Origin of the sequence: Syntrophorhabdus sp. (genome assembly GCA_012719415.1) — a bacterium.
Classification (GTDB): domain Bacteria; phylum Desulfobacterota; class Syntrophorhabdia; order Syntrophorhabdales; family Syntrophorhabdaceae; genus Delta-02.
This window is the reverse complement of sequence record JAAYAK010000210.1, coordinates 1-19,602: the sequence shown is the minus strand read 5'-3', so window position 1 is coordinate 19,602 and position 19,602 is coordinate 1. Positions and strand designations below refer to the sequence as shown.

General features: G+C 58.7%; 16 protein-coding genes. 14 read left to right on the top strand and 2 right to left on the bottom strand.

The features are described from left to right. Window positions 1-9: 9 nt before the first annotated feature. The 10 genes from GXX82_12315 to GXX82_12270 all read left to right on the top strand — a co-directional run bounded on the left by GXX82_12315 (window position 10) and on the right by GXX82_12270 (window position 13,088). Window positions 10-1,959, top strand: a complete 1,950-nt coding sequence (locus GXX82_12315) for an FAD-dependent oxidoreductase (protein NLT23823.1) — start codon at window positions 10-12, stop codon at window positions 1,957-1,959. A gap of 13 nt (window positions 1,960-1,972) precedes the next feature. Then, window positions 1,973-4,378 (top strand): molybdopterin-dependent oxidoreductase, encoded by a 2,406-nt coding sequence (locus GXX82_12310; protein ID NLT23822.1) that lies wholly within the window; start codon window positions 1,973-1,975, stop codon window positions 4,376-4,378. A 3-nt stretch (window positions 4,379-4,381) separates the two neighbouring features. After that, window positions 4,382-5,374 (top strand): NADH-quinone oxidoreductase subunit NuoH, encoded by a 993-nt coding sequence (gene nuoH, locus GXX82_12305; protein ID NLT23821.1) that lies wholly within the window; start codon window positions 4,382-4,384, stop codon window positions 5,372-5,374. Beyond that, the gene (locus tag GXX82_12300; GenBank protein ID NLT23820.1) at window positions 5,374-5,793 is read left to right on the top strand and encodes an NADH-quinone oxidoreductase subunit I; all 420 of its coding nucleotides are present in this window, start codon (window positions 5,374-5,376) and stop codon (window positions 5,791-5,793) included. The genes nuoH and GXX82_12300 overlap by 1 nt, the downstream gene beginning before the upstream one ends. Beyond that, on the top strand, window positions 5,790-6,323 hold the full coding sequence (locus GXX82_12295) for an NADH-quinone oxidoreductase subunit J (GenBank protein NLT23819.1): 534 nt from the start codon (window positions 5,790-5,792) through the stop codon (window positions 6,321-6,323). Before GXX82_12300 ends, GXX82_12295 begins: the two co-directional genes overlap by 4 nt. A gap of 22 nt (window positions 6,324-6,345) precedes the next feature. Further along, window positions 6,346-6,645 (top strand): NADH-quinone oxidoreductase subunit NuoK, encoded by a 300-nt coding sequence (gene nuoK, locus GXX82_12290; protein NLT23818.1) that lies wholly within the window; start codon window positions 6,346-6,348, stop codon window positions 6,643-6,645. A 14-nt stretch (window positions 6,646-6,659) separates the two neighbouring features. Continuing rightward, window positions 6,660-8,645 (top strand): NADH-quinone oxidoreductase subunit L, encoded by a 1,986-nt coding sequence (nuoL, locus tag GXX82_12285; protein NLT23817.1) that lies wholly within the window; start codon window positions 6,660-6,662, stop codon window positions 8,643-8,645. Between the two features lie 19 nt (window positions 8,646-8,664). Next, window positions 8,665-10,230 (top strand): NADH-quinone oxidoreductase subunit M, encoded by a 1,566-nt coding sequence (locus GXX82_12280; protein ID NLT23816.1) that lies wholly within the window; start codon window positions 8,665-8,667, stop codon window positions 10,228-10,230. 24 nt (window positions 10,231-10,254) lie between these two features. Beyond that, window positions 10,255-11,703: an NADH-quinone oxidoreductase subunit N gene (locus tag GXX82_12275; protein ID NLT23815.1), complete on the top strand. Its 1,449-nt coding sequence runs from the start codon at window positions 10,255-10,257 to the stop codon at window positions 11,701-11,703. A gap of 212 nt (window positions 11,704-11,915) precedes the next feature. Next, the gene (locus tag GXX82_12270) at window positions 11,916-13,088 is read left to right on the top strand and encodes a tetratricopeptide repeat protein (protein NLT23814.1); all 1,173 of its coding nucleotides are present in this window, start codon (window positions 11,916-11,918) and stop codon (window positions 13,086-13,088) included. Between the two features lie 147 nt (window positions 13,089-13,235). Here GXX82_12270 and GXX82_12265 read toward each other — a convergent pair whose 3' ends face one another. Both GXX82_12265 and GXX82_12260 read right to left on the bottom strand, forming a co-directional pair. After that, window positions 13,236-13,643, bottom strand: coding sequence for a hypothetical protein (locus tag GXX82_12265; protein ID NLT23813.1), 408 nt, complete (start codon window positions 13,641-13,643; stop codon window positions 13,236-13,238). Between the two features lie 59 nt (window positions 13,644-13,702). Next, window positions 13,703-14,143, bottom strand: a complete 441-nt coding sequence (locus GXX82_12260) for a C_GCAxxG_C_C family protein (GenBank protein ID NLT23812.1) — start codon at window positions 14,141-14,143, stop codon at window positions 13,703-13,705. A 225-nt stretch (window positions 14,144-14,368) separates the two neighbouring features. Between GXX82_12260 and GXX82_12255 the strand changes: the two genes are divergently transcribed. From GXX82_12255 to GXX82_12240, 4 genes are all read left to right on the top strand, one after another. Beyond that, complete coding sequence (locus GXX82_12255) at window positions 14,369-16,423, top strand: hypothetical protein (GenBank protein ID NLT23811.1); 2,055 nt, start codon at window positions 14,369-14,371, stop codon at window positions 16,421-16,423. Between the two features lie 73 nt (window positions 16,424-16,496). Further along, window positions 16,497-17,894, top strand: a complete 1,398-nt coding sequence (locus GXX82_12250) for an L-seryl-tRNA(Sec) selenium transferase (protein NLT23810.1) — start codon at window positions 16,497-16,499, stop codon at window positions 17,892-17,894. After that, the gene (locus GXX82_12245) at window positions 17,884-18,840 is read left to right on the top strand and encodes an RluA family pseudouridine synthase (protein NLT23809.1); all 957 of its coding nucleotides are present in this window, start codon (window positions 17,884-17,886) and stop codon (window positions 18,838-18,840) included. The genes GXX82_12250 and GXX82_12245 overlap by 11 nt, the downstream gene beginning before the upstream one ends. Window positions 18,841-18,892: 52 nt before the next feature. Then, on the top strand, window positions 18,893-19,602 hold a 710-nt coding region (locus tag GXX82_12240; GenBank protein NLT23808.1), incomplete at its 3' end, for a polyphenol oxidase family protein.

Below are 19,602 nucleotides of genomic sequence, written 5' to 3'. Positions count from 1 at the left end.
AGGTTGACTATGGCAGACGTGATCTTCAGTTCCTGGCAGGGTGAGATAATAGACAACAGGGGTAAGGCCCGCGAGTCTTTCGAAGCCCCCAAGGTAAAGCTCCCCGGAGAGTTCGAGAAGGGTCTTCCCGTCAAGGCCTTCATGGGATGGGACGGTATCATCCTCTGTGATGAGAGCGTGGATATCGTCGACATGTCCGTCAGGTACGTCGAGGCGGTCCAGAAAGAATCCTGCGGACGGTGCGTGCCCTGCAGGATAGGCAGCAAGGTCATTCTGGACATTTTGAGGGGCATCGCCGATGGCCAGGGGAAGAAAGAGGACCTTGAGAGGATCCCCGCCATCGCCGCCGGAATAAAGGACGGCTCCAAGTGCCAGATCGGCCAGACGGGTTTCGTGCCCCTTCTTCAGGCCCTTTCGTTCTTCGGCCCCGAGTTCGAGCGGTCGATAACCGAAGGGCGCAAGGCGAAGGCGGGCGACTACAAGGTGTCCGTCACGGCCCCCTGCATGAGCGTCTGCCCCACCCAGCTCGATATCCCGAGGTACGTGGAGGCGATAAGCGAAGGGCGGTTCACCGAATCCCTCGTGACGATACGGGAGAACACCTGCCTTGCGGGGACGCTGGGAAGGGTCTGTGTCCGGCCCTGCGAGTCCAACTGCAGGCGCGCGAACATCGACGAGGCGATCTCCATTAAGAGCCTTAAGCGGTTCGCGGCGGACTTTGAGCTGGAAAAGAACGTGAAGCGCAACGTTGAAGCGAAGATAGACAAGAACAAGAAGGTCGCCGTCATCGGCGCCGGTCCTGCCGGGCTTTCCTGCGCCTACTACCTCGCGCAGATGGGTTACCCCGTGACGGTCTTCGAGAAGCTCGGGGAACCGGGCGGCATGGCGGCGGTGGGCATCCCCGATTATCGTCTGCCGAGGGTCATTCTCGGCAGCGAGGGCGCCTTTGTGGAGTCCTTCGGCGTGACCATGCGGTACGGTGTGACCCTGGGCAAGGACATAACCATCGACCAGATTCGGAAGGATTTCGATGCCGTCTTCATCGGTGTCGGTGCTCACAGCTCTTCACCCATGGGGGTTAAGGGCGAGGACATGGGGTATCGCGGCTTCATCCCCGGCGTGAAGTATCTTCTCGACATCAACAACGGGGAAGACCCGTATCCCGAGGGAAAGAAGGTCGTCGTCGTCGGCGGCGGCAACGTGGCCATGGACTGTGTGAGGTCATCCTTCCGCGTCGGCAAACCGGACGTTCACCTGGTGTACAGGCGTACGAAGAAAGAGATGCCCGCGGACCCGGTGGAGATCCACGAAGCGGAGGAAGAGGGCGTCGAGTTCCACTACCTGTGCAACCCCACACGGATCCTTGAAAGGGACGGCAAGGTCGTCGGCGTCGAATGCATCCGCATGGAACTGGGAGAACCCGACGCGAGTGGGCGCAGAAGGCCGGTCCCTGTCCCGGGCTCCGAGTTCGTGATCGATACGGACATACTCATACCGGCGATCGGTCAGGCCGTCGACTTCTCCTTCCTGGAAAAGAGGGAGGACTTTACCATAACGAAATGGAACACCTTCGGGGTCGACCAGGAGACCTTCGAGACGAACGTGCCGGGCGTGTTCTCCGCCGGCGACTGCGAAACGGGCCCCGACGTCCTTGTCCGCGCCTGCGGCAACGGCAAGCGCGCCGCCTGGAAGATCGATGAGTATTTGAAGGGCGAGAAACCGAAGGCCCGCATGAGCGAGAAGTTCGTGAAGTTCTTCGGCGATGTCAAGGTCTACGACAAGAACGAGAACGTCGGTCTTCTGGGTGACAGTGCGAGACATCTTCTGCGGCCGATGGCTCCCGAGGTCAGGAAGTGGACCTTCGACGAGGTGGAAGAGGGTTTCCGGACCGATGAGGCGATCGCGGAGGCTTCACGGTGTCTTCGCTGTTACAGGATAGGCATGATTGCGGTTGGTTGAGAAGGGAACGGGAATGATAACACTCAAGATAGACGGCAAAGAGATAAAGACCGAGAAAGGCAAGACGATACTCGAAGCTGCACGGGAGAACGGCATCTACATCCCCACTCTGTGCTACCACGAGAACCTTCTCCCCATTGGTTCCTGCAGGCTCTGCATAGTTGAGATCGAGGGGTACGAAAAGCCGATGACATCGTGCACCACGGCCGCCGTGGAGGGCATATCGGTCACGACCCGGTCGGAAAAACTCTTCGCCATGCGTCAGGAATACCTCAAGTTCCTTCTCATCAATCACCCCCTTGACTGTCCCATCTGTGACTCCGGCGGGGAATGCCGTCTGCAGGACCTCGTTTTCGAACACAAGATCGAATCCGTCGACCTTACCGCCGGGCGGGAGCCCAAGAAAGCGAAACCTTACGCCACGGCGCTGATCAGGTATTCCGAGGACAGATGCGTGCTCTGTCTGCGTTGCGTCCATGCGTGCCGGGAGATCTCCGGTCGCAGGGTCCTGGAACTGACGGGGAGCGGCATAGAAGCGGCCATGGCCCCGAAGACGCCCGAGGACTGTATATCCTGCGGCGAGTGTCTCTCCGTATGTCCTGTCGGAGCCCTCACCGAACAGGAAAGCCCCCTGAAGAGCAGGAAGTGGCAGACGAAGCGGCAGACGACGACCTGTCCTCACTGCGGTTTCGGCTGCTCCCTAGATCTCGACGTGTTCGAGGACAGGTTCGTGACGAAGGTCGTGACCCGTCCGGAGCGTCTTCCCAACAAGGGTTCCCTCTGTGTGATGGGACGCTTCGGGTACGACTTCGCCAACAACGAGGCACGGCTTGCGACGCCGACCGTCAGACAGGGCGCGGCGGTATCAGAAGCCACCCTTGTCGAGGCAGTCGAGGCAACCGCGGCCGCCCTCGCGAAGCTCGACAAGGAGGGTAGGACGATCGGTTTCATCGTGTCCCCCCGGGCGACCAACGAGGAAGCCTACATGATCTCACAGATCGCGGGCACGTTCTCGAAGACCCGGTTCGGGACCGCCGGGTACTACCATACGGGCAGGGTGCTCGAAGCGCTGCGCCGCATGGGAATTCCCTATCCTTACGAATACGATGCGATCAATGGCTGTGATCTTGTGGTCGTTGCCGGTGCCGATCTTCTCGGCAACAACCATCTCCTTGCCAATAAGGTACGGGAGGCGGTCAAGATGAAGGGTGCGAAGGTAGCGGTCGTCGATCCTTCCCCCACGGCACTGACGAGAGCCTGTGACGTGTGGGTGAAGGTCACCCCGGGCTCCGACGCATTGTTTTTCAACGCCGTCGCGTCGCAGCTGATCGCGGACAAAAAGAACGACCCTGAGGCGGGGAGTCTGGAAGGTTTCCCGGGTAGTGCCGGTGGAGGTAAAGGGGATGCAGTACGGACCGGGGCCGACGAGAAGAGCGTGGACAAGTTCTATGCTCTTTTCGCCGCGGCCTCCCGCGTGGCCGTCATATTCGGAACGGGTGTGAGCGACAGGACGGAGAGTATGGAAGCACTCCTCAACCTCTGCCTCGTGAAGGGTGTTCAGAAGGCGGGGGTCGTGATGCCCACCGCGCTCCAGTCCAACGCCGTCGGTGTCCTTTCGGTTCTGCCCGATGCCGTCTCTTCCGGGGATGTTCTGGGTGAGGCGGAGGGCCTCTTTATCTATGAGGACGATCCCTTCCACTACCTCGGCGGAAAGAGAGTGGAAGAGTCATTGAAGAACAAGACGTTTGTGGCGGTTTGCGACATGTTCCCGACGGGCGCCTCCGCGCACGCGCATGTTGTCGTCCCCTCCGGCAGCTTTGCTGAGAAGGACGGCAGCTATGTCGCGGAAGACGGTTTCATGCGCAAGGTGGCGCGTGCTGAAGGCGGATCGTCACCTGGATTCGACTTCCTGAGACTCCTCCTCGACCGGCTGGGCGGCGGTCTGTACAGGGACGAACAGGAGGCATCCACGGTCCTGTTCGGGAAGGAGGTCCTCGTGGCGGACGACAGCGGCAGGGCGATGGTCAGGCCCACGAACGGTCAGGCGCGCCTCGCGTCAGCGGTCAGGGCCGAAGCGGACAAGCCGGCGCGGCCCTTTACCCTTGTCCTGAGGAATGTCTTCTTCCATCATCATCTGGCGGGACAGGGTGTCTACTCGAAGATGGTATACCTCCAGAATCCCGCGGTTGCCGGAGACAGGCTCTTCATATCACCGGAAGACGCCGCGGCACTGGGCATAGCCGACGGTGGTCAGGTCATCGTCGAATCGGACCACGGGACACTGCAGCAGCCTGTCACGGTCAAAGAAGGCCTTGGCAAGGGCGTGCTTGAATACAGGATGCTGAAGAACAGGCAGGACATATTGAAACTTGCCGACGAATACGGCAAACACATCGCAGTGACGGTGAAAAAAGGTTAAGGCATGGAATCGCTCTATACTTTGATTGAAATGGTGGTCAAGAACATCGTCGTGGTGCTCGTCCTCATGGGGTGCGTGGCCTACACCACTCTCCTCGAGCGAAAGCTCCTCGGCCGTCTGCAGGTCAGGCCCGGTCCCAACAGGGTGGGGCCTTTCGGTCTTCTTCAGCCGATCGCGGACGGCGTCAAGTCCTTCTTCAAGGAAGATATCATACCCGATGAGGCGGACAAGACCCTTTACGTGCTTGCACCGGGAATATCCCTCTTCGCGGCTCTCTCCATGTTCGCGGTCATCCCTTTCGGAGACACCGTGACCTTCCTGGGCAGGCAGATCAAGCTGGTCGTGGCTGACCTGGATACGGGCCTTCTGTATCTCCTCGCTCTCGCGACCCTGGGTGAATACGGCGTCGTTCTCGGCGGGTGGGCATCGGGGAACAAGTACGGTGTGCTTGGGGCCCTGCGTGCCGCGGCGCAGATGATCAGCTACGAAGTGGCTCTGGGCCTTGCGGTCATCGGTACCATCATCCTCGCCGGGTCCCTCAATCTCCGTGACATCGTTACGGCGCAGGAAGGGATGTGGTTCGTGATCAAGTACCCGGCAGGCTTCCTTTTCTACCTCGTGGCCGGACTCGCGGAGATAAACAGGACGCCTTTCGATATGCCCGAGTCGGAGAGCGAGCTGGCATGCGGTTTCAACATCGAGTACAGCAGTATGAAGTTCGCGACGTTCATGATCGCCGAGTACGCCCACATGTTCACCGTGGCCGCCATCGTTACCACCCTGTTCCTTGGCGGATGGATGGGGCCCTGGCTGCCCGGTCCGATCTGGTTCCTGATAAAGGTCTTCTGTGTCATCTTCTTCTTCATCTGGGAGAGGGGGACATACCCCAGGTTGAGATACGACCACATCATGCAGTTCGGATGGAAGGTTCTCCTGCCCCTCACCCTGGCCAACGTTGTCGTTACCGCGGCCCTCGTGGCAATGGGGGTGCTGTGATGAAACAGATACTGCCCCTTCTCAAAGGTCTCAGGCTGACGTTCACGCGGGTCTTCACAAAGCCCATAACCTATCAGTATCCGGAGAAGAAACACGAAGTCCCCGAAAGATGGCGTGGTATACACTACTTCAAGAAGAACGAGGCCGGGGAAACGGCCTGTGTCGCCTGCGGCCTCTGCGTCAAGGTCTGCCCCAACCAGTGCATCACGCTGGAGATAGGCGAGAGATTCGATGGCAAACGCTATCCGATACGATACGAGATCGATCCGTGGCGATGCATCTACTGCGGCTTCTGCCAGGACGCCTGCCCGGTGAACGCCATCAATCTCGGCAAAGACTACGAACAGGCGCATTACCGGAAAGAGGATTTTGTACTGGACATGAAGAAACTCCTTGCCATGTATGAGGATAGAAAATGATCGGCATCGGTATCGGATTCAAATGGTTTATCTTTGTTGTTGCGGCCCTTGTGGCGACGGGATCGTCGCTCATGATGGTGACAAGGAAAAACCCCATCCACAGCGCCCTCTGGCTGATCGTGACCTTCTTCTCCGTCGCGATCCTCTATGTGCTGCTCAACGCGACGTTCATCGCCGTGGCCCAGGTCATGGTCTATGCCGGGGCGATCATGATGCTCGTCCTTTTCGTCATAATGCTGATCCACCTGGAATGGGGCGCGCAGTGGAAGAGAAAGCTTTCCTTTGCCAAGCTTATAGGCGGGGTCATTACCATAATGCTTTTCCTGCAGGTTCTGGCGGGGGTGTTCACGTATAGCGACGCGGGACAAAAAGGGGTTTGGAGCGTTCAGAAGATGGCCGAGGTTGGCAATGTCAGGGCCGTGGGTACGCTCCTCTACGGCAAGTATGCCTTCGCCTTCGAGATCGCCTCGATACTTCTCCTCGTAGGCATCGTCGGGGCCGTACTGCTTGCGAGGAAAAGAAAGGATTAGGAGGGAGAGAATGTTGCCCGAGATACCGCAGACCCTCTATTACCTGCTTTCGGCGGTGCTCTTCACCGTGGGGGCGGTGGGTGTCATTACACGGCGGAACGCGATCGTGATCTTCATGTGCATAGAGCTCATGCTGAACGCGGTGAACCTGAGCTTCATCACCTCGGGGAATTTTCTCAATTCACTGGACGGGACCATCTTCGTCATCTTCATCATGGCCGTTGCGGCAGCGGAGGCGGCGGTGGGGCTCGCCATATTCGTGCTCATATTCAGGCTGAAGGGCACGGTGCACGTTGACGATTTTAATCTGCTCAAGGGGTAAAGAAGGGGTTTTAAATGGCTGACCTTATCTGGCTTATACCGGCGTTTCCGGCAATCGGGTTCCTCATAAACGGCCTTGTCGGGATTCGTTTCCCGAAGACACTGACCGCCTGGGTTGCCTGCCTTTCGGTCATAGCATCCTTCGCGGTGTCGGCAACCATCTTCGTCCAGTTCCTGCAGCTTGCGCCTGAAAGCAGGGTCTTCGAGAAGACCGTTTTCGACTGGATCGTGTCCGGGGATTTCAAGACACAGATCGGTTTCAGGATCGACGCCCTGTCGATAATCATGTGCCTCGTCGTGTCCGGTGTGGGGTCCCTGATACACATATATTCGGTGGGTTACATGCATGACGACCCGGGGTTCAGGCGGTTCTTCTGTTATCTCAACCTCTTTGTCTTCATGATGCTCACGCTCGTGACGGGTGACAATGTCCTTCTCATGTTCGTCGGATGGGAGGGTGTGGGACTCTGCTCGTACCTGCTCATCGGCTTCTGGTACGAGAAGGATTCCGCCTCCAATGCCGGCAAGAAGGCTTTCATCGTGAACAGGATCGGAGACTTCGGCTTCCTCCTCGGTGTGTTCACCCTCGTGGGAGCCCTCGGGGCCGCCGGGGTCTGGACTCTGAAATTCTCGGAGCTCCAGGCGAACGCCCATCTTCTCGGTCCTGGCCTGGCAACGATAATAACCCTTCTTTTCTTCGTGGGTGCCACGGGCAAGTCGGCACAGATACCTCTGTATGTGTGGCTTCCCGACGCCATGGAAGGCCCGACGCCTGTCAGCTCGCTGATCCACGCCGCGACGATGGTTACCGCCGGCGTCTACATGATCGCCCGGCTGAACTTCCTCTATGTCCTTGCTCCGACGACGCTGCTTGTTGTCACCGTCGTGGGTCTCTTGACAGCGTTCTTCGCGGCGACCATAGGCTGCGCGCAGTATGATATCAAGCGCGTCCTTGCTTACTCGACGGTGAGCCAGCTCGGCTACATGTTCGTCGGCGTCGGTGCCGGGGCCTATGCCGCGGGCATCTTTCACCTCATGACCCACGCCTTCTTCAAGGGCCTGCTCTTTCTCGCCGCGGGCAGCGTGATGCACGCGATGAGCGGGGAGCTCGACATGAGGAAGATGGGCGGCCTGCGGAAGAAGATACCCATCACGTACTGGACCACCTTGATCGCCTGCCTGGCGATAGCCGGCGTCCCGGGCCTGTCGGGTTTCTTCAGCAAGGACGAGATACTCTGGATGGCCTTCAGCAGGTACCACAGTTTCTGGTTCTGGGCGCTGGGCGCGGTCACCGCTGGGCTCACAGCCTTCTACATGTTCAGGATGTTCTTTAACACCTTCCACGGCGAATGCAGGGCGTCAGAAGAGGTGAAGCATCATATCCACGAATCGCCGAAGGTCATGACGATACCGCTCATGGTCCTGGCGGTTCTCAGCATCATCGGAGGCTATGTCGGCGTGCCCCACCTGCTGGGGGGTTCGAACCACATAGAGAAATGGCTTGAGCCGGTCGTCGGTCACCATGCCCCGGCCGCGGCAACGCATTCAGGCGGTTTCGGCATTGTGAGCACGGCGTTCGCCTCGGCCGCCGAAGGCCACGGGGCGGAAACCAGCGCGGAGATGCAGCTCATGATCGGGGCCATCATCATCGGCCTGTTGGGGATATTCATCGCCTGGTTGTTCTACATGAAGAACCCCAATATCCCGAAGAGGTTCGTGGAGAAGTTCCACGGCCTGTTCACGCTGGTGCACAACAAGTATTTCGTGGATGAACTGTACGGATTCATATTCGTGAAGGGACTGTTCAAACTCGGAAAGGTCTGCAAGGACTTTTTCGACGAGACGATCATCGACGGCATCATAAACGGGATAGCCGCGGCGCTGTCGGGCATCGGCAGTCTCATCCGGAAGATACAGAGCGGATTCGTTCAGGGCTATGCGTTTGCGATAATATTCGGCGCGATCATCGTTATCGGCTATCTTATTTCGAGAATCTTGTGAAGGTGTGTTCATGACGGTAATGTCGGTCCCAATACTCAGCTTCCTCATATACTTTCCGCTCCTCGGGGCAGTGATCCTGCTTTTTGCCAATCGCAGGAATGCTCAGTTCATCAAGGTCTTCACCCTTGTCATCTCCCTGATAGAGCTCGCCGTGTCGCTCCCTCTCTTCTGGAAGTTCGATGACGCTGCGAAGACGATGCAGTTCGTTGAAAAGGCGGACTGGTTTCCCGAATGGGGCATCAGCTACTTTCTGGGCATAGACGGGATCAGTCTTCTGCTTGTCCTCCTGACGACATTCCTTACGGTCATATGCGTGCTCTGTTCCTGGAAGGCCATCGAGGACAAGGTCAAGGAGTACTACATAACCTTCCTCTTCCTGGAAACGGCGATGATAGGGACACTCTGCGCCCTGGATCTCGTGCTTTTCTACGTGTTCTGGGAACTGATGCTGATCCCCATGTACCTCCTCATCGGTGTATGGGGCGGCCCGCGGAGGATATACGCCGCCATAAAGTTCTTCCTTTTCACCATGGCGGGAAGCGTCCTCATGCTCGTTGCGATCCTGACGCTCTACTTCTTCTACTACAACAGCACCGGCGTGTACACCTTCAACGTCCTTGAGCTCTACAAGGCAAGTGTTCCCATCGCGAAGCAGTACTGGCTCTTCGGGGCCTTTGCCCTTTCCTTTGCCATCAAGGTTCCCATGTTCCCGGTGCACACCTGGCTGCCGGACGCCCATACGGAAGCGCCGACGGCGGGCAGCGTCATTCTCGCCGGGGTTCTCCTGAAGATGGGGACCTACGGTTTTATCCGGTTCGCAATCCCTCTTTTCCCGGCCGCGGCGATCGACGCGATTCCCCTCATGTCGATACTGGCGGTTATCGGCATCATCTACGGCGCCATCGTCAGCATGATGCAGCCTGACCTGAAGAGGCTGATCGCCTTCTCGAGCGTAAGCCACCTCGGCTACGTTATGCTCGGAATATTCGCCTTCAACATGCAGGGGGTTCAGGGCGGTATCTACCAGATGCTCAACCACGGCATATCAACGGGCGGCCTCTTCCTTATCGTCGGCATGATATACGAGAGAAGGCACACGAGGATGATAGCCGACTTCGGCGGCCTTTCGAAGGTGATGCCCATATTCGCCACCTTTTTCATGATAATCACCCTTTCATCCGTCGCATTGCCGGGAACGAACGGTTTTGTCGGCGAGTTTCTGATCCTGATGGGTGCTTTCAAGAATAACGTTGTCTACGGTACGCTCGCGACCACCGGCGTCATATTGGGAGCGGTCTACATGCTCTGGATGTTCCAGAGAGTGATGTTCGGGGTGGTGACGAAGGAAGAGAACAGGAACCTGAAGGACCTTGACGGCCGCGAGATCCTCATACTCACGTGCATGGTGTTCTTCATAATCCTGATGGGTGTGTACCCGAAGATGTTCTTCAAGAAGATGGACACGTCAGTGACAGAATATCTGGCCTTTGTGAAGCAGAAGAGTGCCCAGGCGCGGGTTCTCGAAGGGAACACGGTCCCGGCGAAGATGGCCCGGGAAGTGACGAACACGAATATGACAAGATAGGGGTGCCTGTTAATGGACGCTTCAATGATACCTGCCTGTGAGTTTAGATGGATAATGCCCGAGATCATGCTGGCCGGGTGGGGGCTTCTGTTGCTTATCGTCGGCGGCCTGACGAGGGGACCTGTCGCCTCGAAGACATGCGGTGTGCTTTCCGTGGTCGGGTCCGTTTGCGCCCTGTACTTCACGGTGAACCTCTGGGGTGCGAACCAGGAGGTGTTCAACCAGCTCTATACCATCGATAATTACGGGACCTTCTTCAAGGGTCTCTTCATAGCCATCCTTGTCCTCGTGTCCGTGGTTTCCCTCAGCTACGCTGACCGGGAAGAGATAGGGTCGGGGGAATACTACGCGCTCCTGATGTTCGGGGTTCTCGGCATGATGGTCATGACATCGTCGCATCATTTCGTCACGATCTTCATCGGCCTCGAGGTCATGTCCCTTTCGATCTATGTGCTCTGCGGGCTCCTGAGAGGCAACCTGTCGTCCGTGGAGGCGGCGCTGAAGTATTTTCTCCTTGGCGCCTTCGCGACGGCATTCCTGCTCTACGGGATGGCAATGATCTACGGGTCCACGGGGCTTGTGGATGTGGCCGAGCTCAAGAAGTTCTTTCTCATGAAGCAGCCCTTTTCGGCGACGATGTTCATAATAGGTCTGGGGTTTCTCATCGTCGGCTTCGGTTTCAAGATAGCCTCGGTGCCCTTTCATATGTGGACGCCCGACGTGTACCAGGGCGCTCCGACCTCCATCACCGCTTACATGGCGACGGGTGTGAAGGCTGCGGCCTTCGGGGCCCTGATACGCGTCTTCTTCACCGCCTTCGTTCCCTTCCAGTTCGGCTGGTCGGAGATTATCTGGGTGCTGGCGGTGCTGACGATGTGTGTCGGGAATATCACCGCTCTTGTCCAGCGTGATATCAAGCGGATGCTGGCGTATTCGAGCATCGCCCACGCCGGATACATACTGGTCGCTTTCATAACGGGCGACAGGACGCTTGCGTCAAGCATGCTCTACTATCTCATGGCCTACTCCTTCATGAATATCGGCGCCTTTACGGTGGTCATCGTTCTGCAGAAGAAGGGCGAGAACAGCAGCGACCTCGACAGTTACGCGGGCCTCGGTACCCGACACCCCTTCGTAGCGCTGTGCATGAGCATCTTTCTCCTGTCCCTTGCCGGGGTACCACCACTGGCCGGCTTCATGGGAAAGTTCTATGTCTTCAGCACAGCGGTGAAGGCCCAGTATTACTGGCTGGCCATCATCGGTTTCCTCAACAGCGTTGTGGCGGCATACTACTATCTCAGGGTGATGATGTACATGTACTTCAGGGAGACCATCGGCGAGCCGGGGACGGCCGACAAGGCTCCGGGATATGGGCTCGTCATGCTCATCTGCATATGGGCCCTTCTGCATATGGGGATCTTCCCGAAGGCTTTTCTCCTTATGGCCCAGAAGGCAGTCGGTATCTTCAGCTAGATCGGCGACAGGCAAGTAGTTCAGCATATTCCGCGGCTGGCCGTGAGTTTATTGTTCACGGGCAGCCGTTTCGTTTCCAGCCGGATCGGGTATATCTCCCCTGGGTAAGCGTTCTTCCAAATGAACGCGAGCGGCATCTTTCTTGATATTCCGGCACAATGGTGTAAAGTATCCACAACGGGCCCGACCGATGCCCGTGACAGGAGGGTGATATGAGGTTTGCCGTCATAGGGTTTTTCTGCGCTGTCTGTGTTGCCCTGTTCCCCGCATTGGATGCGTGCGCCTCCGGAACCTGCCGGGACCTTGTTATGCAGGGTCGGTTCGGCGATGCGGTGCAGGAATGCACCAAAGGCATAGAGTCCGGCAGGCTTTCGAAAGAGGCCCTGGCCGGCGAACATGCCTGGCGGGGGTTCGCGTATATGGGTATGGGTGATGCTGGCAAGGCCATGGGCGACTTCGACAGCGCCATCGACATGGACCCGAAGACCGACACGGCATATCTCGGCCGCGGACAGATCCATGAGCTGAAGAAGGATTACGGGGCCGCGCGTGCGGATCTGTCGAAAGCGATAGAGATCGATCCGACCAACTCGGCCGCCCTGGCACACAGGGGGATGATATCCTACGTGGAAAAGAGATACGACGAGGCCCTGGCAGACCTGGGGAGGTCGATCGAACTCGACCCGAAGAACGTCAGGGCGCTATGCTTTCGCGGGAACACATACGCGGCAATGAAGGAGCACGAGAAGGCGGTCGATGACTATACGAGGGCGCTTGACTTGAGCCCCGGGGACTTTTTGAGCCTTCTCGGTCGGGGTCTTGTGCAGAAGAAGATGAAGCGTTACGAGGAGGCGTTGGCCGATTACGAAGCGCTGATAAAGGTTGCCCCGAATTTCTGGCAGGCCTACCAGGGGAGGGCGGACATCTATGCCGCGACGAAGAAGTACGGCAGGGCGATCGAAGACCTCACGAAGGCGATAAAGATCGACCCGACACAGGTTATCCTCTATTCCCAGAGGGGGTTAACGTATGTTTTCTACAGGCGGCCGGACAGGGCGGAGCAGGATTTCACAAAGGCCATAGCGCTGAGTCCCGCAAGTCCGGTGCTTTATGTGACCCGGGCCGCCCTGTACAGGGAGATGAAGCGTCTCGACGATTCCGCCGCCGACCTCCGGAAAGCGGTGGAGTTAAAACCGGACCACCTTGCCGCGATAATGCTCCTCGCAAGGGTGGAATCCCTCAGGAAGAACGTGTCGGAAGCGTGCGAGTGGCTGAATCTGGCCTACGGGAAAGGGGGGCTGCGGAACAGGAGCATCGTCGCCAGGGAAAAGGATTTCGACAACATACGATACAGCGAATGCTATATGAAGTTCATGGAACGGTAGGAAAGAGAAAACAGCTCAAACCGCTTGAGCCGTTTAAATTGCTTGAACGTGAAAAGATCCGAGGATCTTGAAATGCCCACGGTGCTGTGATTTTCGTCTCTTAGCGTTCAAGCGGTTCGAGCGGCTCAAGCGGATGCAGCCATTTTGTCAGGGATCGGGAACGAATACGCGGTGGGCGGGGACCCAGGTGTCTCCCACCTTCTGGGCGGGGATGATCGTCCACTGGCCGGAGGCCTCCTTCTTACTGTACCGGGCAAGGAAGTCAGGATCGGGGGAGGCGTAAGGCTGGCGGTTATCGATCGGCCGATATGCCGGTTGAGAGACCGTGGGCTGCGTCGGCTGTCGCGAACTCTGGTTCATGGCACCGATCACCAGGGCGCCGGCGAGGACCGTGCCGGCGAGGACCGCGGCCGGCACCCAGTAGTCACCGGAACACCCGCAGCATCCCCTGTACGGTCCGTGATAATACCGCCGTGCCTCTCCAATGGTTGGCGCAACGAGGGAAAGGCAAACAATAATCGTGAGTATCGCAGCCACCTTTCTCATAACACTCATGTAAGTATATCACCCTTCGCCGGGAATGTAAGCATTTTTATACCAATGTAATTCAATGCTCACCGTCCCAGCGTTCTCTCGAGGACGAGGACGGCGGTTTCCACGTATTTCGGGCACAGGGTATGGAAAAGGTCCTTCTCGAGGGCCTCGTGATATCCCGCCAGGCTTGAGATATCGCACCCGAGGAGTTCCCGGCAGGCGATGGAGCCGTGGGCCTCTGTGAACTCGCGGGCAAACCCCTGTATCGCCCCGTACATGGCCTCCTTGGCGGGCCTGTCGACGTTGGACGCGTACCCGCGGTCGAGGCCGATGACCATGAAAGCGCCCGTCACCGCGCCACAGGTAAGACCCATCGCCCCCATGCCGCCGCCAAAGGAGCTTGCCATTTTCAAGCCCTTCTCGGGGTCGAGCCCCAGTTCCTCCGCGAAGGCCAGGAGGACCGACTGCGCGCAATTGAGCCCGCTGGCAAATGCCTCAAGGGCGTTTTCCTTTCTTGTCATGACATGTCTCCCTTCCGTGCTCCTGTGTGTTCTGGTCTATCCGGCCGTATCCACAACCGTGGTTCCCGATGTGGAATGGCCGGCGGCGTTACCCGGTTGGTCTTTGCACCATGGTAACAGAGGGCGGTCTTCGCTGTCAACACGGCAAGCCCCGACAGGCCTTGTATTCATCCTTCTCGCAGGTTATACTAAGGCGCGTTGAGATCACCCTTTCTGTAAGGATTCATGATGAAAAAGTTCTTCTACCCCGAAAGTATCGCCGTGTTCGGTGTTTCCGAAGCACAATCCAATCTTGCCCGTGTCATAGTGGAGAACCTTGTCCGCTTCGGGTTCCGGGGCGACATCTACCCCGTCGGGACGGCTAGCGGCCTGGTAGCGGGGATAAGGATAATGGGGGGCCTCGATGAGGTGGCGGTTGCGCCCGACCTCGCCGTGGTGCTCGTGCCCGCCCGGTACGCCCCTCAGACCCTGGAGGCATGCGGGAGGAAGGGGATACGTAACGTGGTCCTTGAATCGGGTGGCTTCAGCGAGTTTTCCGGCGACCGCCGGGCACTGGAAGCTGAGGTGCTTTCCATAGCAGAGCGGCATGGCATGACTATCGTCGGCCCCAACTGCTTCGGGGTTGTCAATCTCGAGATCGGCGTCGTTCTGCCTTTCTTCATCATCGACCCGGAATACATGAAAGAAGGATCGGTGTCGCTCATCTCACAGAGCGGCGGTGTTTTCTACGATACCTGCATGCTCTGCTCCGTCGAGAACGTGGGTCTGCGAAAGCTTGTAAGCATCGGCAACAAACTCATGTCGAACGAGAACGACATACTCGAGTACATCCTCGGGGACGGGGGAACGGGTGTCGTGGGGCTCTACCTGGAGAATTTCTCCGACGGCAGACGGTTCATGGGCCTTGCCGCCTCGTCGGACAAACCCATCGTGGTCCTCAAGGCCAACAGGAGCCCGTCGAGTGGTGAGATAGCGAAATTCCACACCACCGCGCTCGCCGGTGACGATGATGTGGCCGACGCGGCCATGCGGCAGGCGGGTGTCATCAGGGTGACCAATTTTCAGGAGATGGTGGACTGTTTCAAAGCATTCAGCCTGCCCGTGCTTCAGGGCAGGAGGCTTGCCCTTATCTCGCGGTCCGGCGGCCACGGTGTTTTGAGCGCCGATGCGGCCAGACGATACGGCTTTGAGTTTGCCAGCCTCTCCGATGGCTTCTACGAAGGGATCGCGCAGAAAAAACTCAACGTCATCGCGGCGACGAACCCGCTGGACATCGGAGATGTCTACGATCTCAACGAATACGGCCCCATCCTCGAGATGGCCCTTCAGGAGAACGGAGTGGACGGGGTTGTCTTCGTTGTCACCTACAGTTCCGAGAGTGACGGCGGCAAGGTGAGGGATTTTCTCCGTTTCGCCTCGCGGATCACACCGCTGTATGACAAGCCGGTCGCCCTTTGTGTCGTGACGAACAGGGCGGAATGGTTCGGCGTCAAGGAGGCGGCCGAGCTTCCCGTATTCACCGATGTGGACCAGGCGATGAGGGCCCTTGCCTGGTCTTACGGGCATTATCTGGCGAAGAGCTGCGGATCCTGCGCTTTCCCGGAAGACTTTGCGCGCCTGCCGTCGGGGGTTTCGGCCGGTGACGGGTCCGGCAGACGCTTCCTCGATCCCGAGGAGTGTTTTTCCCTGCTTTCGCAATGGGGTCTGCCTATCGCGGACCACGCCGCCGCGCGAGGCCGTGATGAAGCGCTGGCGGCCGCCGCGCGCCTGGGATACCCTGTGGCCCTGAAGGCGGGTGAAGGCAGCCTCCTGCACAAGTCGGAGGCGAAAGGCGTGGCGCTCGGTATCATGCGCCCCGAAGACCTCCTGAATGCCCTCAATTCGATGGACGCAAAGCGATATCTGATCCAAAGGATGGCACCCCCGGGTCGAGAGGTCATCATCGGGGGGCGCTTCGACAACGAGTTCGGACCCGTTGTCGTCTGCGGACTTGGCGGCATATACGTCGAGATCCTGGCCGACAGGTCCATTCGGGTCGCGCCCGTCAATGATGAGGCTGCCGGCAGGATGATCGCGGAATTGAAAGGCGCTGCGATCCTTGAAGGGGCCCGTGGCAAAAACCCGGCAGACATACCCGCCCTCAGGGACGTAATCGTCCGGGTGTCGAGACTTCTCGCGGGAAACCCGGGCATCGTCAATCTCGACATCAACCCGGTGATCGTCTACGATGAGGGCGAAGGTTGCGTGATTGTCGATGCCAAAGTGGAAATGACCGATTGAGACGACCTCCGGTTCGCCGGCTGGCAAAACGGTTTGTAAAAGATCGCTTCATGTGATACAACCTACCTGAGATATGCCAAACAATCTTCTGCGACAGATACCGAAGGTGGATTCCATACTTGAGAGCGCCGGCTGGGCGTCCCTTGTCTCCGCTTGTCCCGAGTCCATAGCGAAGGATGTCCTTCGCGAGCATCTCGATTCCCTGCGTCTCGACATAAGGGAAGGACGGGCGGCCGTCGTGCCTTCCATAGACGAGATCGTGACCGCCGTGGGCATAAGAGCGGCTGCCCTCATCGAGCCGGGGCTGAAAAGGGTCATCAACGCCACCGGTGTCATCATCCACACGAACCTGGGAAGGTCGCTCCTCGCGAGGCGCGCGGTGAATGCCATCATGCGTGTCGCGACAGGCTATTCCAACCTCGAGTACGATATCGAGAAGGGTGTGCGGGGCAGCCGGTACGACCATTGCCGGTCCGTCTTGAGGAGACTTACCGGCGCGGAGGATGCCCTTGTCGTCAACAACAATGCCGGCGCGGTCTTCCTTATCCTCAATACCCTGGCGGAGGGCAAAGAGGTGATCATCTCCCGGGGCGAGCTCATCGAGATCGGCGGCTCCTTCAGGATACCCGACGTGATGAAGAAGTCCGGCGCCGTGCTCAGGGAAGTGGGGACCACGAACAGGACCTACATCGAGGATTTTGAGCGGGCCATCTGCGACAACACCGGCCTTATCATGAAGGCGCATACGAGCAACTACCGCATCCGCGGTTTCACCCACGAGGTGCCGTCGGAAGAGCTCGTTGCGCTCGGGAAGAGGTACAATATTCCCACCTATCACGACACGGGCAGCGGACTCTTCTACAACTTCGAAGGCCTCGGGGCCTCAGGTGAGCCCCTGATACCGGACGAGTTGAAGAAAGGTTTCGATGTCATATCCTTCAGCGGCGACAAGCTGCTGGGAGCGCCCCAGGCGGGGATCGTGATCGGCGGGGAAGGTTGCCTCGAAGCCATGAAGAAGAATCCCATGACAAGGGCCCTGCGCCCAGACAAGTTCACCCTTGCCGGCCTCGAGGCGACGCTGCTTCTCTGTCTCGATGTCGATTCAGCGGCCGGCGGAATTCCCACCATCAGGATGATCCTTGAAGACAAGGGGGCCGTCGCGAAGAGGGCGAGGCGGATCGCCTCGCAGTTGAGGAAGGAATGCCCCGACGCAGGGGTCTCCACCATCGACGTCGATTCCGAGGTGGGAGGCGGGAGCTTTCCCGATATGGTCATCCCTTCCGTCGGTGTCGCCCTCGAGCCCCGAACGATGACGATCGCGACCCTGGAGGCGAAGCTCAGGCGCCTGCCTCTTCCCGTCATCGCGCGGATCGAAAGGGAAAGGCTCATACTCGACGTGAGAACGGTCCTCACCGAGGACGAGGGAGATCTCGTCGCGGCTGTGACCGCTGCCTTTGAGAATGACCGATAGTTTCAGGATCGTCTGCGACGCACGTGATGTGCGGCTTGATGTTTTTCTCTCCGAAAGGCTGTCCCTGACACGAACGAAGGTGAAAGAGATGATCGACGGCGGCCACGTGCGCGTGGACGGCAGGACGCCCAAGCCCGCGATGCGCCTGAAGGAGCACATGCAAATAGAGGGGGAGGTTCCGCGGGAGACGGTCCCTGATGTGGCGCCGGAGGAGATACCCCTCGATGTCCTTTACGAGGACGATCACTTCCTGGCCATAAACAAGCCGGCGGGCATGGTCGTCCATCCCTCTTTCGGTCACAGCTCGGGGACGCTGGTGAACGCGGTGCTGGGATACCTGGGCGAGAAGCGGGTGATGGGTGATGGGTCATGGGTCATGGGAAATGAGGAGGGCGCCACGACGGTGGTGGGGATGAGAGCGGGGATCGTGCATCGGCTGGACAAGGGGACGACGGGAGTTATTCTCGTCGCTCGTGACGAGAGGACGCAGGAGAGGCTGTCGGCGCTCTTCAAAGACAGGAAGGTCCGGAAGACGTATCGGGCGGTCGTCGAGGGGGTGCCCGGCCTCGATTCCTGGACGGTGGAGGGAAATATCGGGCGCCATCCCGTGGAGCGAAAGAAGATGGCCGTGCTGCATTCCGGGGGAAGGCAGGCAAAGACGGACTTCAAGGTCCTTGAGAGGCTCAAGGGTTTTTCCTGCGTCGAGGCCTATCCCGCGACGGGCAGGACACACCAGATACGGGTCCATCTGAGTCACGCCGGCTATCCCGTTGCCGGTGACGAGACATACGGCAGAAAGGCGAAGAGGTCGGCGTTACGACCCCTTCTCCATGCGTACCGGATAGAGTTCATCCATCCCGTGACCTCGAAACCCGTGACCATCGAGGCTCCCGTTCCCGCGGACATGGTCGATTTTCTCGAAAAACATCGTGGACAAGGGCGCTAGAAAACCCGTAAACTACTACATAAACGATGTTTTGCAGGGAAGGGACGGGGCTGTGAAGGAATTTGTACGCGAGAGCAGGAACGATTGGGAGTATTACCATGTCCCGGGGTTGACGAAGGCGGGTATCGTGCACGGGTTCTTTACCCGGCGCTCGCCTGCGTCCCCGCTTAAGGGACATCAGGCGGAGGCGTTCCTCGACGCCTTTTCCCTGGGTGACGCCGTCGGGCTCAGCCAGGAGCATGGAACCGATATCCACGTGATCGGCAACGGTGACAGACCCGTGAAGGGCGATGGGATCCTCCTGTACAAACGGGGTATCGCCGGGGTGATCAACACCGCGGATTGCCTCTGTATTATCCTCGTCGATCCCGGCTTTCCCATGGTCTCCATCGTTCACGCTGGCTGGCGCGGTACCCTCAGGAAGATAGCTTCCCGGGCGGTCGGCATGATGACGGAGCGGGGAGCGGCGACGCAGCGCATGCTTGCCCTCATGGGTCCCTGCATCCGCGGCTGTTGCTACGAGGTCGGCAAAGAGGTCGCGGACGCGTTCCTCGACGCGGGTTTCCCCGGAGACGTCCTCACCTCTGTCAACGGCTCGCTGCACCTCGACCTTGCGGCCGCGAACGCGCACCTCGTCCACGAGGAGGGCGTCCATTCCATCTGTGACACGGGATTGTGCACCTACTGCGGCGACGGCGATTTCGTCTCCTATCGCAGGGGTGCCCGCAACGCCCGGCAGATGAATTTTGTGGCAATAAAAGA